Annotated in this window: 10 protein-coding genes; 2 read left to right on the top strand and 8 right to left on the bottom strand. The window is 66.0% G+C overall.

The window, feature by feature from the left end:
• Positions 1-65: 65 nt before the first annotated feature.
• The 8 genes from NXY83_RS14215 to glmS form a co-directional block, all read right to left on the bottom strand.
• Complete coding sequence (locus NXY83_RS14215; protein WP_258802856.1) at positions 66-1,151, bottom strand: inositol-3-phosphate synthase; 1,086 nt, start codon at positions 1,149-1,151, stop codon at positions 66-68.
• Between the two features lie 161 nt (positions 1,152-1,312).
• Complete coding sequence (gene mgrA, locus NXY83_RS14220; RefSeq protein WP_258802857.1) at positions 1,313-2,353, bottom strand: L-glyceraldehyde 3-phosphate reductase; 1,041 nt, start codon at positions 2,351-2,353, stop codon at positions 1,313-1,315.
• Between the two features lie 101 nt (positions 2,354-2,454).
• Complete coding sequence (treZ, locus tag NXY83_RS14225) at positions 2,455-4,224, bottom strand: malto-oligosyltrehalose trehalohydrolase (RefSeq protein ID WP_258802858.1); 1,770 nt, start codon at positions 4,222-4,224, stop codon at positions 2,455-2,457.
• Positions 4,221-6,551, bottom strand: a complete 2,331-nt coding sequence (gene treY / locus NXY83_RS14230) for a malto-oligosyltrehalose synthase (protein WP_258802859.1) — start codon at positions 6,549-6,551, stop codon at positions 4,221-4,223. The genes treZ and treY overlap by 4 nt, the downstream gene beginning before the upstream one ends.
• Positions 6,548-8,803: a glycogen debranching protein GlgX gene (gene glgX / locus NXY83_RS14235; RefSeq protein WP_258802860.1), complete on the bottom strand. Its 2,256-nt coding sequence runs from the start codon at positions 8,801-8,803 to the stop codon at positions 6,548-6,550. The genes treY and glgX overlap by 4 nt, the downstream gene beginning before the upstream one ends.
• 68 nt (positions 8,804-8,871) lie before the next feature.
• Positions 8,872-10,467, bottom strand: coding sequence for an NAD(P)H-hydrate dehydratase (locus NXY83_RS14240; protein WP_258802861.1), 1,596 nt, complete (start codon positions 10,465-10,467; stop codon positions 8,872-8,874).
• 33 nt (positions 10,468-10,500) lie between these two features.
• Positions 10,501-10,848: a holo-ACP synthase gene (locus tag NXY83_RS14245; protein WP_258802862.1), complete on the bottom strand. Its 348-nt coding sequence runs from the start codon at positions 10,846-10,848 to the stop codon at positions 10,501-10,503.
• A 4-nt stretch (positions 10,849-10,852) separates the two neighbouring features.
• Positions 10,853-12,745 (bottom strand): glutamine--fructose-6-phosphate transaminase (isomerizing), encoded by a 1,893-nt coding sequence (gene glmS, locus NXY83_RS14250; protein ID WP_258802863.1) that lies wholly within the window; start codon positions 12,743-12,745, stop codon positions 10,853-10,855.
• Positions 12,746-12,853: 108 nt separating this feature from the next.
• Here glmS and coaA point away from each other — a divergent pair, with 108 nt between their 5' ends.
• Together coaA and NXY83_RS14260 are read left to right on the top strand one after the other, a co-directional pair.
• Complete coding sequence (gene coaA / locus NXY83_RS14255; RefSeq protein WP_258802864.1) at positions 12,854-13,849, top strand: type I pantothenate kinase; 996 nt, start codon at positions 12,854-12,856, stop codon at positions 13,847-13,849.
• A gap of 38 nt (positions 13,850-13,887) precedes the next feature.
• The gene (locus NXY83_RS14260) at positions 13,888-14,721 is read left to right on the top strand and encodes a M15 family metallopeptidase (protein WP_258802865.1); all 834 of its coding nucleotides are present in this window, start codon (positions 13,888-13,890) and stop codon (positions 14,719-14,721) included.
• Positions 14,722-14,726: the final 5 nt, after the last annotated feature.

A 14,726-nucleotide genomic window follows, 5' to 3' on the forward strand; every position in this document is an offset into this window, starting at 1 on the left:
AGAGAGGGTATTAACGGGAAACGCTCCCCCACCCGAAGGTGAGGGAGCGTATGCAAGAGGAGAGGTCAGCGCTCCAGGTCTCCGCGGATGAAGGCCTCGACCTTTTCGCGGGCGAGGTCGTCGTTGAACTGCTCCGGCGGCGACTTCATGAAGTAGCTCGAGGCGGACAGCAGCGGGCCCCCGATGCCACGGTCCAAGCCGATCTTCGCGGCGCGGATGGCATCGATGATTACGCCTGCGGAGTTGGGCGAGTCCCAGACTTCCAGCTTGTATTCGAGCGAAACCGGGGCGTCACCGAAGTTGCGGCCCTCGAGGCGGACGAAGGCCCACTTGCGGTCATCAAGCCACTGGACGTAGTCGGAGGGCCCGATGTGGACGTCCTTGGCCGCCATCTCGGCCTCAACGTTGGAGGTCACGGCCTGGGTCTTGGAGATCTTCTTCGACTCCAGCCGGTCGCGCTCCAGCATGTTCTTGAAGTCCATGTTGCCGCCGACGTTCAGCTGGTACGTACGGTCCAGCGTGACGCCGCGGTCTTCGAAGAGCTTTGCCATCACGCGGTGCGTGATGGTGGCGCCGATCTGGCTCTTGATGTCGTCGCCCACGATCGGAACGCCGGCGGCGGTGAACTTGTCGGCCCATTCCTTGGTTCCGGCGATAAAGACGGGCAGGGCGTTGACGAAAGCCACGCCGGCGTCGATGGCGCACTGGGCGTAGAACTCGGCTGCTTCCTGCGAACCGACGGGGAGGTAGCAAACCATGACGTCAACGTTGGCGTCTTTCAGGGCCTGAACCACGTTAACGGGTTCTTCGGTGGACTGCTCGATGGTCTCGAGGTAGTACTTGCCCAGGCCGTCCAGGGTGTGGCCGCGCTGGACAGTGATGCCGGTGGGCGGGACCTCGGCGATTTTGATGGTGTTGTTTTCGCTGGCCAGGATGGCGTCGGCCAGGTCGTGGCCGACCTTCTTGCCGTCAACGTCGAACGCGGCGACGAATTCGACGTCACCCACGTGGTACTGGCCGAACTCAACGTGCATCAGGCCTGGGATCGTGGCCTTGGGATCTGCGTTCTTGTAGTACTGAACGCCCTGGACCAGCGATGCGGCGCAGTTGCCTACGCCGACGATTGCAACACGGATCGGATGTGAAGACACGGAACTCCTTTAAAGACAAAACGTCAGCCGGCCGGGGTGCGTCGGGGAAGGGTGCGACGGCGGTCGGCTTGTACGGCGCCGCGCGGCGCCTTTTCATAGTACCCAACAGAGCGGGACCGGGCTTTGTTCCCCCGATCCCGCTCCGTAACGATTTCCGGGCGTCAGACAGGCAGCTTCCACAGGTTGATGTCCGATTCCACGGCGAAATCGTCGATAGCTGCCAGTTCCTCGGACGTGAAGCCCAGGTTGTTGATGGCTGACAGGGTGTCCTCCAGCTGGCGGACGCTTGAGGCACCTACCAGGGCGGACGTGACCGGTGAGCCCTTCGGCTGGTCGCGCAGGATCCATGCGATGGCCATCTGGGCAAGGGACTGCCCCCGGCCCTCGGCGATGGCGTGCAGCCCGCGGATGCGGTCCAGCTTCTCGTCCGTAATGGAGTCCTCGGACAGGAACCTGGCCTTGGCGGCACGCGAATCGGCGGGGATGCCGTTGAGGTAGCGGTCCGTGAGCATGCCCTGCGCCAGCGGCGAGAAGGCGATGGAGCCGGCGCCCACCTGGTCCAGGGCCTCGTACAGGTTCGGCGACCCGTTCTCCGTCCACCGGTTGAGCATCGAGTAGCTGGGCTGGTGGATCAGCAGCGGCGTTCCCAGTTCCTTCAGGATCCGGGCCGCTTCAATGGTCTGCTCCGGCGTGTAGGAGGAGATGCCTGCATAGAGTGCCTTGCCGGACCGCACCGCGTAATCCAGGGCACCCATGGTTTCTTCCATCGGGGTTTCCGGGTCCGGGCGGTGGCTGTAGAAGATGTCCACGTAGTCCAGGCCCATCCGCTGCAAGGACTGGTCCAGGCTGGAAATCAGGTACTTGCGGGAGCCCCACTCACCGTAGGGGCCGGGCCACATGTAGTAGCCGGCCTTGGTGGAGATGACGAGTTCGTCCCGGTAGGGCTTGAAGTCGTCCTGCAGGTGCCGGCCGAAGTTGGTTTCAGCCGAGCCGTCCGGCGGCCCGTAGTTGTTGGCGAGGTCGAAGTGGTTGACGCCCAGGTCGAAGGCGCGGCGCAGAATGGCGCGCTGTTCGTCGAAGCGCTTGTCGTCGCCGAAGTTGTGCCACAGGCCCAGGGAGATAGCCGGAAGTTTCAGCCCGCTGCGGCCAACGCGGCGGTACGGCATGGATTCGTAGCGGTCCTCCGCTGCAAAATAAGTCATGCGTTACATCCTGCCAGCTGTGACCGGCGCTACACGCCCGCCGGAGACAGTTACGCCGCGGGCTGACATCATCAGCCCGCGGCGCAACTGCTCGGAAGACCTCAGGACTTGAGGATCGCTGCGCTCCACGGCGCGAGGGCAAGGGCCTCACCCTCCAGGCCGCTCCCCTCGTCCGTTGAAAGGAGGACAGCCCCGCGGACGTCGTCGAGCCGGATCTTCGCATCGGAGAAGTTCATCAGCACCTCCACCGTCCCGCGGCGGAACCTCAGCCAGCGTTCGTCGTCGTCGAACGCCACCTCGGTGTCCTCGAAGCCAAGTCCGGCCACTTCAGCGTGCTCACGGCGCAGCGCTGTCAGCGACCGGTATAGGTCCAGCAACCGGGCATGGTCGCCGCTGGAGGCTTCGTCCCAGTTCAGCCTGGACCTGTGGAAGGTCTCCGGGTCCTGCGGATCCGGGACGACGGCAGGATCCCAGCCCATGCGTTCGAACTCCCTGATCCTGCCTTCGGCGGTGGCTTTGCCGAGCTCAGGTTCCGGATGCGATGTGAAGAACTGCCAGGGAGTGCTTGCCGCGAATTCCTCACCCATGAACAGCATGGGCGTGAACGGTGAGGTGAGCGTGAGCACCGCGGCCAGGGCGAGCTGGTTGTGCGACAGTGACTGCGAGAGCCTGTCGCCCGTGGCCCGGTTGCCGATCTGGTCGTGGTTCTGGTTGCAGACCACCAGTGCCGCGGGGTGTACCAGAGATGTGTTGATGGGCCGCCCATGGCGGCGTCCACGGAAGCTGGAGTAGGTGCCGTCATGCAGGAACCCGTCCTTCAGGACCTTGGCCAGGACGGCCAGGGACTGGAAGTCCTCGTAGTACCCGGTGGTTTCGCCGCTGACATTGACGTGGACGGCGTGGTGGTAGTCGTCGCTCCACTGTCCGGCCAGCCCGTAGCCGTTGACGTCGCGCGGGTACAGCAGGCGCGGATTGTTCAGGTCCGACTCGGCGATGAGCGTTTTGGGCAGCCCGGTTTCGGCGGAAATCGCGTCGCCCAGTGCGCCAAAGTCCTCGAGGATGTGCACGGCGCGCTCGTCCACCAGGGCGTGCACCGCGTCCAGGCGGAGCCCGTCCACGTGATAGTCCCGCAGCCACAACGCGGCGTTGTCCAGGATGTACTCACGCACCACGTCGGAGCCCGGCCCGTCCAGGTTGACCGAGTCGCCCCACGTGTTGGCGTCACCCTGTTTCAGGTATGGACCAAACTTGGGCAGGTAATTGCCGCTGGGTCCAAGGTGGTTGTAGACAACGTCCTGGATCACGCCGACACCTGCCGCGTGGGCAGCATCGACGAACCGCTGGTAGGCAGCCGGTCCGCCGTAGCCTTCGTGCACGGCGTACCACTGGACGCCGTCGTAACCCCAGTTGTGTGTGCCGTTGAACCCGTTGACGGGCAGCAGTTCAACGAAGTCGACGCCGAGGTCCGCCAGGTAGCCCAGCTTTTCCGCCGCAGCGTCCAGGGTTCCTTCCGGGGTGAAGGTGCCGATGTGGAGTTCATAAATGACTGAACCCTTCAGCTCCTTGCCGCTCCAGCCGGAGTCCTGCCAGGAATGGCTGGCAGGATCAAACGTCCTGGACAACTCATGGACGCCGGACGGGAGCCGCCGGGACCGGGGGTCGGGCACCGGGGTGGTGTCGCCGTCGAGCAGGTAGCCGTAGTCCACCTCGCCGTCGGCGGGAGCATCGGGCGCGGACCACCACCCTTCGGTTCCCGGTGCCGTCTCCTTTTTCAGCATGGGGTACTGCCTGCCGTTCGCCAGCAGGATCACGGATGTGGCGTCCGGGGCCCAAACGTCGAAGCGTTCAGGTCCAACGTTGACCAGGGTCATGCTTTTTCTCCATCCACCGGTACCAGCAAAGCCACCGGGTAGGTACCCAGGGCGTCCGCCACCGAAACGGTGCCGGGTCCGTAGCCGGCCCCGGTCAGCTCATCACGCATGGCGGTGGAAAGTTCGACGGCGGTGTCCCGCCATCCGCCGCCCGCTTCCAGTCCTGCCGGGAGTCGGGTAGCAAGTGTCAGCGCGCCGGGGGACGCGTCCGAGGCGCCTCGGTGGAACGCCAAAACGTGGTGGGCCGCCGCGCCGGAAGCTGTCACCGGGCTGTAGCCCTGGAACAATTCCGGCCGGTCCCGGCGGAGGCGGAGCGCCCGGGTGGTGACCAGCAGCTTGCTGGCCTCCGTCCCTGCTCGCGGCAACGTGCCGCCATCGATCCTTGCCAGCTCTTCCCGGCGGAGTGCGAAGTCGACGGGACGCCGGTTGTCAGGATCGGTGAGGGACCGTTCCCAGAATTCGCTGCCCTGGTAGACGTCGGGAACGCCCGGCATGGTCAGTTGGACCAGCTTCGCGGACAGCGAGTTGGAGGCGGAGTAGGCATCAATCCGTGCCACGAACTCCTCTACCACCTTGGTGACGCGGTCGTCGTCGAAGACTGCGTCCACGGCAGCCTTGACTGAGGACTCGAAGTCCTCATCCGGCTGCGTCCAGGTGGTGGAGTTTCCGGCTTCACGGGCCGCCTTTTCCGCGTACCCCTGCAGGCGTTCCCGGCTGGCGGGCCAGGCCCCAATGATGGCCTGCCAGAGCAGGTTTTCATACGGTCCGTCCGGAATCGGCGCCAGTTGCCGCAGCGTGTCCAGGGCAGTGGTCCACTCCTGCGCCAGCTCGGCGATCACGGAAATCCGGGCCCGGGCATCCTCGCTGCGCTTGGTGTCATGGGTGGACATCGTGGTCATGGAGAGCGGCAACTCCTCCTGCCGCCGCCGCATCCGGTAGTGGAATTCCTCCGCTGACACTGAGAACTCGGTGGGTTCGGCTCCCACCTCGGTCAGGGTGCCCAGCCGGGTGTAGCGGTAGAACGCGGTGTCCTCCACACCCTTGGCCATGACCATGCCGGAGGTCTGCTGGAACCTGACGGCAATCGCGTTTGAGGGGTCAAGGAGCAGCGGCAGCAGCGTGCCCACTGCCACCGCGAGGTCCGGCCGGTGTTCCGCGGCGGACTCGCACGCTTCCTTCAGGATTTCGGCACCGGTAGGCAGGTATGTCCGGTAGACCGGGAAGGCGGCAATGATTTCCGCAATGCCGTCAGCGGCCTGTTCAACCGAAAGGCCGTAGGATTCCGGTACCAGGCGGGCCAGGCGCAGCACTTCGGACCGCAGGATGCCATCGGCAATCATGCGCTTGGTGCCGCGGATCATTTCTGCATAGTCGGCCGGGCTGTCAGCTCCGCGGAGCTTGGCGTCCAGGGCGTCCAGTACCTGCTCCCCGGCGGGGTCAATGAACACCCGGTCCACGTCCGCCAGGGCGTCGTAGCCGGTGGTCCCTTCGCAGGCGAACTCGCCGGGCAACACTTCGCCCGGTTCGAGGATCTTTTCCACCAGGACGTAGGCACCGCCGGTGAGGTCCTTCAGCCAGCGCAGGTAGCCGGCAGGGTCAGCCAGCCCGTCCGGGTGGTCAATCCGGAGCCCGTCCACCAGTCCCTCACGGAACCAGCGGCCAACCTCGGCATGGGCTTCCTCGAAGACCTGCGGATTTTCCACCCGGATGCCCGCCAGCGTGGTGACGGCGAAGAAGCGCCGGTAGTTGAGCTCAGCGTCGGCGCGGCGCCAGTCCATCAGCTCGTAGTGCTGGCGGCTGTGGACCTCCTGCGGGCTGTCCCCCTCGGCAAAGCTTCCGGGAGCGAGCGGAAGGCGGTGGTCGTAGTAGCGGAGTTCGCCGTCCTTGATTTCCAGCTTGTCCAGGTCCGCGTCGGAGCCCAGCATGGGGAGCCGGATTTTGCCGCCGCCCAGGTCCCAGTCGACGTCGAAGGCCTCGGCGTAGGGCGAGCCCTGCCCGTCCTTCAGCAGGGACCACCACCACGGGTTTTGCGGCGGTGAGGCAACGCCGACGTGGTTGGGAACGATGTCCACCAGGACGCCCATGCCGTGTTCGCGGGCAGCCTTGGACAGGGCCAGCAGCCCCTCCGGGCCGCCGCGCTCGGGATCGACTGCGGAGGGGTCGGTCACGTCGTAGCCGTGGTCCGAGCCCTGCTCCGCGGTCAGGATGGGCGACAGGTAGACCCAGTCAACACCGAGCGTCTTGAGGTACGGGACCTGCTCGGCAGCATCAAAGAGCGTGAAGCCGCGGCGGATCTGCAGCCGGTAGGTGGATGCCGGTACTCTCACTTGCCCGCAGCCTTCCGCGCCCCGATCTTCGTGGTCTTGCCCGGCTCGGCCACCATGGGAGTGGTGAGGGATTCGGTCTCGCTGGTGGAAGTCTGCGTCAGCGCCGCCAGGGATGCAGCTACCGAGTGGTCCGGCTCCACTTCCTCCACGGTGTGGGCGCGCAGGACTACCAAAGACTTCGCTTCCACCGGCAGCGGCTGCCCGGCTGAGACCGGCTCCGTGTCGGCGTTCTGCCCGGCGGTGTCGATGATGACATCCCACGCCGGAGCATACTCGTCCGCCGGCAGGGTGAACTTCACGGTTTCATCGTGGGCGTTGAAGAACAGCAGGAAGCTCACGTCGGTAATCCTCCGCCCGCGGGTGTCCTTGCCCTGGATGCCGTCTCCGTTGAGGAAGACGCCAACGGACCGCCCAAATCCGCTGTCCCAGGCTTCCGGTTTCATGGTTTCGCCGCTCGGGTCCAGCCATACGATGTCCGGCAGGCGTTCGCCTTCGCCCCTCAGTACGGGGCGTCCATCGAAGAACCGGCTGCGGCGGAACGTCGGGTGCTTGGCGCGGAGCGCGTTGACGGCTGCGGTGAACTCGACCAGCGGCTGGTCGACGCTGTCCCAGTTGATCCAGGTCAGTTCCGAGTCCTGGCAGTACCCGTTGTTGTTGCCCTGCTGGGTGCGTCCCAGCTCATCGCCGTGCAGGAGCATCGGCACGCCTTGGGACAGGAGCAGCGAGGCGATGAAGTTCCGCTGCTGGCGGGCCCGCAAACCAAGGACCTCGGGGTCATCCGTGGGACCCTCCACGCCGCAGTTCCAGGACCGGTTGTGGGATTCGCCGTCGTTGTTGCCCTCGCCGTTGGCCTCGTTGTGCTTCTCGTTGTAGGACACGAGGTCCGAGAGGGTGAAGCCGTCATGCGCGGTGACGAAGTTGATCGATGCCACGGGCCGGCGGCCGGAATGCTCGTACAAGTCGGCCGAACCCGTGATGCGCGAGGCGAATTCGCCCAGTGTGGACGGTTCACCACGCCAGAAGTCACGAACGGTGTCGCGGAACTTGCCGTTCCACTCGGTCCACTGCGGCGGGAAGTTGCCCACCTGGTAGCCGCCGGGACCAACGTCCCACGGCTCGGCAATGAGCTTGACCTGGGAGACCACCGGGTCCTGCTGGATGAGTTCGAAGAAGGTTGACAGCTTGTCCACGTCATAGAACTCACGGGCCAGGGTGGAGGCGAGGTCAAAGCGGAAGCCGTCCACGTGCATCTCGGTGACCCAGTAGCGCAGGGAGTCCATCAGCAGCTGCAGCGAGTGCGGGTGCCGGACATTGAGGGAGTTGCCGGTGCCGGTGTAGTCCATGTAGTGCTTCTCGTCGCCCTCCATCAACCGGTAGTAGGCGGCGTTGTCGATTCCCTTGAAGGACAGCGTGGGGCCGAGGTGGTTGCCTTCCGCGGTGTGGTTGTACACCACGTCCAGGATGACCTCGATGCCGGCCTTGTGCAGGGACCGCACCATGGCCTTGAAGTCCTGGACCTGCTGGCCGGTGTCCCCGGTGGAGCTGTAGGTGTTCTGCGGAGCGAAGAAGCCGATGGTGTTGTAGCCCCAGTAGTTGTTCAGGCCCTTGTCCTGCAGGGTGCCGTCATTGACAAACTGGTGCACGGGCATCAGTTCGATGGCGGTGACGCCGAGCTTCTGCAGGTGCGAGATGACGGCGGGGTGCGCCACGCCGGCGTAGGTTCCGCGCTGCTCTTCGGGGATTTCCGGGTGCAGCTGGGTGAGGCCCTTGACGTGTGCTTCATAAATGACGGACTGGTGGTAGGGAATCCGCAGGTTCTGGTCGCCGTCCCAGTCGAAGAACGGGTTGATCACCACGCCCATCATCATGTGGCTGGCGGAGTCCTCGTTGTTGATGGAGTCCTCTTCACCCAGGTTGTAGGTGAACAGTGATGGGTCCCAGTCCACCTGGCCGTGGACGGCCTTGGCGTAAGGGTCCAGCAGGAGCTTGTTGGGGTTGAAGCGATTGCCGGAGGCAGGATCGTAGGAGCCATGGACGCGGTAGCCGTACTTCTGGCCGGGCTGGATCTGCGGGATGTAGCAGTGCCACACGTAGCCGTCCACCTCGTCCAGCGTGATGCGGGTTTCCTTGCCGTCGTCGTCGAAGAGGCACAGTTCAACTTTTTCTGCTCGTTCGCTGAACAGGGCGAAGTTGGTGCCGGTTCCGTTGTAGGTGGCGCCAAGGGGATAAGCCGATCCGGGCCAGACTTCCATAATGCTCCTCATTGTTAATCGGCAGCAGAGGGCATCAGGACGCCCCTACTGCCGCTGCGAACTAATGCCTACCGTAATGGTTGGCTGTGACTATTACGTTTCCGGGCTCCAGAGTTACTAAGCGTGCTTACTTTACCCCAAGTTTCAGGTAAGGCGTTGGCGACCCCGCCCGCGGTTACCGGCCCGCCGAGGGAAGCATCGGACGCTGCCCGCCCGGCTTTGCCGTGCAGGGCGGCTCCCAGGGCGGCGATGGCAGCCCAGAGGCCGTCGTCGTCAATGTCCAGGGAACGGAAGCGTCCGACGTCGGAATTCGCCTGTGCGAGCAGCGCACCGATGACGCCGGCCAGGACATCGCCGCTGCCCGCAGTGGCGAGCCACGACGTGCCATCCGCCTGGCTGTAGGTGTCACCGGAAGGCGCGGCGACCAGTGTGGAAGCGCCCTTGAGCAGGACGGTGGCCCCGGTCCGGGAAGCTGCACTGCGGGCGGCGTCCAGCGTGCAGGCTTCCACCGCTGCCCGGTCCTCCCGGCCACCCAGCCGTTGCAGAAGCGAGGCGAGTTCACCGGCGTGCGGCGTCAGGACTACGTGCGGGGCCAGTTCGCTGGGGAGGCCCGGCAGGGCACCGGCATCCGCCACCGTTGGCAGGCCGGATTCGACGGCGTCCCGTGCCCGCGCAAGCTGTTCGTGGTCTTCGGGCCCCATCCCCGAGCCCACCAACCAGGCCTGCACCCGGTTGTCAGCAACGGAGCCGGTGCTGCACACCACTTCCGGGCACGATTGCCGCACCAGGTCTGCCACCTCAGGAGGGCCGAGGTACCGGATCATGCCCACTCCGGCCGCCAAAGCGCCGCGGCAGGCCAGGACGGCAGCGCCCGGGTATTGGACCGAGCCCGCCACCACGCCCAGAACCCCGCGGGAATATTTGTGCGCGCGGCGTTCGGGGTACGGCAGGAGCACTGCGAGATCTTGATCCTCCAGCCGGCGCAGCAAGGGACGCGGAAGATGTTCTTCGATGCCGATGGCCACCACGTGAACCCTGCCGGCATGGTCGGCGCCGGGATCCGCCAGCAGGCCGCTCTTGGCAGCCCCGAAGGTGACGGTCAGGTCAGCGGACAGCACGGGCTGGGCGGCCTCACCGGTATCGGCATCCACGCCGCTGGGCAGGTCGCAGGCCACCACAAGCCCCTGCACGGCGGCCGAGGCGCGGGCCTGGGTGATGGCATCAACCAGCGCGGCGACACTCCCCCGGAGTCCGCCCTTGGCGCCGGTCCCCAGGACAGCATCAATAACGACGTCGGCGCACGCGGCTTCGGCCGCCAGCCCGCCGGCTGCCGCTTCGGTGAGTTCCTCCGCACGGCCGCCGGCGCGCTCAAAGGCAGCCAGCGCCGCGGGATGCCCGGCACCGGAGGTGAGGACCGCGGTCGTCCGCATTCCTCGGGCGGCGAGGAACGCGGCGGCGTACAGCCCGTCACCGCCGTTGTTGCCTTTGCCGGCAAGCACCACGAGGCGGGCGCCGTAGATGCGGCGGCCGCGGGTGCGCAGCTCGGAAATGACGGCGTTTGCCAGGCCGTGGGCGGCCCGCTGCATCAGGGCACCGCCGAGCCCGGCAGCCAGGAGCGGTTCCTCGGCTGCCCGGACCTGCGTTCCGGTGAAGGCGCTGATCATCTGGTCAGGTCCATGGCCGGGCTCCGGGCCGGGTCAGCCCTCGGCCAGGACCGTGGCGGTGGCGATGCCGCCGTCGTGGCTGATCGAGAGGTGCCAGCGCTTGACGCCCTTGGCCTCGGCGACTGCCAGCACGGTGCCCTTGACCTGGACGGTGGGCCCGTTGTGGTCGAGGCCGATCCAGCAGTCCTGCCAGTTCATGCCGGCGGGCGCGCCGAGGACCTTGGCCACAGCCTCCTTCGCAGCGAACCGCGCGGCGAGGGACCGGGTGTTCAGTTCCCGTTCAGCGGGAACGAACAGCCGGTCCCGGAGGCCCGGGGTGCGCTCAAGCTGGCGGCCGAACCGCTCGATGTCTACTACGTCTACGCCTATGCCCAGGATCATGGCACTACTCTACGGTGACGCTCTTGGCGAGGTTGCGTGGCTGGTCCACGTCGTAGCCCTTTGCGGCGGCGAGTTCGGCGGCGAAGATCTGCAGCGGGACGGTGGTCAGCAGCGGCATCAGCAGGGTGGGGGTTTCGGGGACGTAGAAGACGTGCTCGGCGTAGGCCTTGACGGCTTCGTCGCCTTCCTCGGCGATGACCAGGGTGCGGGCGCCGCGGGCGCGGACTTCCTGGATGTTGGAGACCACCTTGGCGTGCAGGGAGTCCCTCCCGCGCGGGGACGGGACCACCACGAACACCGGCTGGCCCTCATCGATCAGCGCGATCGGGCCGTGCTTGAGCTCACCGGCGGCGAAGCCCTCGGCGTGGATGTACGCGATTTCCTTCAGCTTCAGTGCACCCTCCAGGGCCACCGGGTAGCCCACGTGCCGGCCCAGGAACAGCACCGATGTTTCGTTGGCCATGCTCCGGGCGAGCTCGCGCAGCGGGCCGGCGTTGTCCAGGATTTTCTGGATCTTCGCCGGGATCTTGTTCAGGTCCGCCAGGACGTCCTTGATCTGGCCGGAGAAGATGTTCCCGCGCAGCTGCGCCAGGTACATCCCCAGCAGGTACGCCGCGGTGATCTGGGCCAGGAACGCCTTGGTGGAGGCCACCGCGATTTCCGGCCCGGCATGGGTGTAGAGCACGGCGTCGGATTCACGCGGGATGGTCGAGCCGTTGGTGTTGCAGATCGAGATGGTCTTCGCGCCCTGCTCCCTCGCGTACCGGACAGCCATCAGGGTGTCCATCGTTTCCCCGGACTGGCTGATGGACACCACCAGGGTGTTCGCGTCCAGGATCGGGTCACGGTAACGGAACTCGTGCGCGAGTTCGACCTCGGTGGGGATCCGGCACCAGTTCTCGATCGCATACTTCGCCACCGTCCCGGCGTACGCGGCGGTGCCGCAGGCCAGCACGATGATCTTGTTGACCTGCTTCAACAGCTCCGGATCGATCCGGATCTCGTCAAGGGTCAGCTTGCCGTTGATGTCCGAACGGCCCAGCAGGGTCTGCGCCACGGCGTCGGGCTGGTCATGGATTTCCTTTTCCATGAACGAGCTGAAACCACCCTTCTCCGCCGAGGCCGGGTCCCAGTCCACATGGTATTCCTTGCCCTCGGCCGGGTTGCCGAAGAAATCGGTGATCTCCACCGTCTCCGCGGTGATCGTCACGATCTGGTCCTGGCCCAGCTCCACCGCCCGGCGGGTGTAGTCGATGAACCCGGACACGTCAGAGCCCAGGAAGTTCTCCCCCTCGCCCAGGCCCACCACCAGCGGAGAGTTCCGGCGCGCGGCGACGACGACGTCGGGCTGGTCGGCATGGACGGCCAGCAGCGTGAAAGCGCCCTCCAGGCGCTGGCAGGCCAGTTCCATCGCCCGGGTCAGGCCGCCCTCGGAGGTGTCCCCGCCGAGTTTGTTCCGGAAAATATCCCCCAGCAGCGCAGCAGCCACCTCGGTGTCCGTCTCGGACAGGAACTCCACGCCCTTATCCAGCAGCTCAAGCTTCAGCTCGGCAAAGTTTTCGATGATGCCGTTATGGATCACCGCGAGCCTGCCCTCATCAGCCAGATGCGGGTGCGCGTTCCGGTCCGTCGGCCCGCCATGGGTCGCCCACCGGGTATGGCCGATACCCGTCACCGTCTCCGGCAACGGCCGGGCCTCCAGCTCGGCAATCAGATTGCTCAGCTTCCCGGACTTCTTCCGCGACTCGATCGAGCCTTCCCACACCACCGCGACCCCGGCGGAGTCATAACCCCGGTACTCCAGCCGGCGCAGCCCCTCCAGCACAACATCCAAAGCACTGTGACCGGCTTTTACCCCGTCAACCCGACGGCCCACATAACCCACGATTCCACACATAGGCTCAAGACTATCGGTTGGAAGCCGCCAGCCCGAACTCGCGTTGATGTCTGCGCGGGCCCTGCATGTTGCTGAACCCGCCGCGCGCCCGACGGCCTGCATTTCGCTATGTGCCGGGGGCGGGGCAGAATCACTAACGTGACTTTGCAACGCAATGAGGCGAATGGAGAGGGTGTCTCCCCGTTCGTCGAGCTGGACCGGCAGACCTGGTCCCGGCTCGCAGATGAGATGGAACAGCCTCTTAACGAAGAGGACATCATCCGTCTGCGCGGCCTCGGGGATCCCCTCGACATGAAGGAGATCCGCGAGGTCTACCTCCCGCTCTCCAGGCTCCTGCACCTTTACGTCGAAGCCGCCGGACAGCTGCATGCCGCGACCACCACGTTCCTTGGCGAGCACACCCAGCGCACCCCGTTTGTGATCGGTGTGGCCGGTTCGGTGGCGGTTGGCAAGTCCACCATTGCGCGTGTGCTCCGCGAGATGCTGCGCCGTTGGCCCGGAACGCCGAATGTGGAGCTCATCACCACGGACGGGTTCCTCTATCCCCTGGCGGAGCTCAAGCGCCGCCAGCTGCTGGACCGTAAGGGTTTCCCGGAATCGTACGACCGCCGTGCGCTCCTCCGGTTTGTGAGCGAGATCAAGAGCGGCGCGGAGGAGGTGCGCGCACCCTGGTACTCGCACGTCACGTACGACATTGTTCCGGGCAAGGAAGTAGTGGTGCGCCGGCCTGATGTCCTGATCGTGGAGGGCCTGAACGTCCTTGCTCCCGCCCGTCCGCGCCACGACGGCCGGCAGGGCCTGGCGCTGAGTGACTTCTTCGACTTCTCCATCTATGTGGACGCCAAGACCTCCTACATCGAGGAATGGTACGTGGACCGGTTCCGCAAGCTGCGCAGTACGGCGTTCGCGCAGCCGGAGTCCTACTTCCACCGCTACGCCACACTGTCCGACGACGAGGCGGAGAGCACCGCCCGGGACATCTGGAAGCGGATCAACGAGCCCAATCTGGAAGAGAACGTCCTGCCCACCCGGGGCCGCGCGCAGCTGGTGCTCACCAAGGACGCGGACCACTCCATCCGCCGCATGTTGCTCCGGAAGGTGTAGCACAGGTGTGCCACGACTGCTTAGCTGAACCGGGTCCCATGGTTTCCAGCCGCCGCAGCTTCTCCCGCTTCCTCGCTGTGGGCGCCGGGCTGACTGTCGTGACGGCATGCACGCCGGAGACACCTGCGGCGGTGTCGCCGTCGTCGGCCTCTCCTGCCGCGTCCTCCTCCCCTGCCGTCACCGCTTCGGCAACCCCGACGCCGGAACCCGCCACTGCGCCCCCGGCACCTCCGGAGCCGGCGCCGTCGCCCTCTGCCGCGCTGCCGCGGCAGTTCTCCCTGACGGACCCTTCGAGCCCGTGGCTCATCGTCAACAAGCACCGGCCGCTGGTCCCGGCAACCTACGTGCCGGCCGACCTGGTGGTTCCCGCCGTCGCGATGACCGTGTCCGGGGAGGCTGCGCTGTTGAACAGCACGACGGCGGCCGCGGTGGAGGCGATGTTCGCGGCTGCCGCGCGGGACGGCGTAGCGATGGTGCTGGCCAGCGGCTACCGCTCATATGACACCCAGGTGGCCACCTACAACGGCTACGTCGCCGCCAGGGGCCAGGCCGACGCCGACACGGCCAGCGCCCGCCCTGGCTACTCAGAGCACCAGACCGGGTGGGCGTTCGACATCGCTGACGGCGGGGGCGTGTGCGGTTTCCAGCCGTGCTTCGCCGACCAGCCCGCTGCCGTATGGGCGAAGGCCAACGGGCACAGGTTCGGCTTCGTGGTGCGTTACCCGTGGATGTTCCACCCCATCACGGGGTACTACTACGAGCCGTGGCACCTGCGGTACATCGGGGTGGAGGCCGCCACGGACATGGCGAACCGCGGCATTTTCACGCTTGAGGAGTACTTTGGCGTGGAGGCAGCGCCGGGGTATCCCTGAGGCTG

Source organism: Pseudarthrobacter sp. NS4, assembly GCF_024758005.1.
Classification (GTDB): domain Bacteria; phylum Actinomycetota; class Actinomycetes; order Actinomycetales; family Micrococcaceae; genus Arthrobacter.

Bases quoted from the DNA above. Each gene is read 5' to 3' on its own strand.
- mgrA (WP_258802857.1), bottom strand. From the start codon at position 2,353: ATGACTTATTTTGCAGCGGAGGACCGCTACGAATCCATGCCGTACCGC.
- treZ (WP_258802858.1), bottom strand. From the start codon at position 4,224: ATGACCCTGGTCAACGTTGGACCTGAACGCTTCGACGTTTGGGCCCCG.
- glgX (WP_258802860.1), bottom strand. From the start codon at position 8,803: ATGGAAGTCTGGCCCGGATCGGCTTATCCCCTTGGCGCCACCTACAAC.
- NXY83_RS14240 (WP_258802861.1), bottom strand. From the start codon at position 10,467: ATGATCAGCGCCTTCACCGGAACGCAGGTCCGGGCAGCCGAGGAACCG.
- NXY83_RS14245 (WP_258802862.1), bottom strand. From the start codon at position 10,848: ATGATCCTGGGCATAGGCGTAGACGTAGTAGACATCGAGCGGTTCGGC.
- glmS (WP_258802863.1), bottom strand. From the start codon at position 12,745: ATGTGTGGAATCGTGGGTTATGTGGGCCGTCGGGTTGACGGGGTAAAA.
- coaA (WP_258802864.1), top strand. From the start codon at position 12,854: ATGTGCCGGGGGCGGGGCAGAATCACTAACGTGACTTTGCAACGCAAT.
- NXY83_RS14260 (WP_258802865.1), top strand. From the start codon at position 13,888: ATGGTTTCCAGCCGCCGCAGCTTCTCCCGCTTCCTCGCTGTGGGCGCC.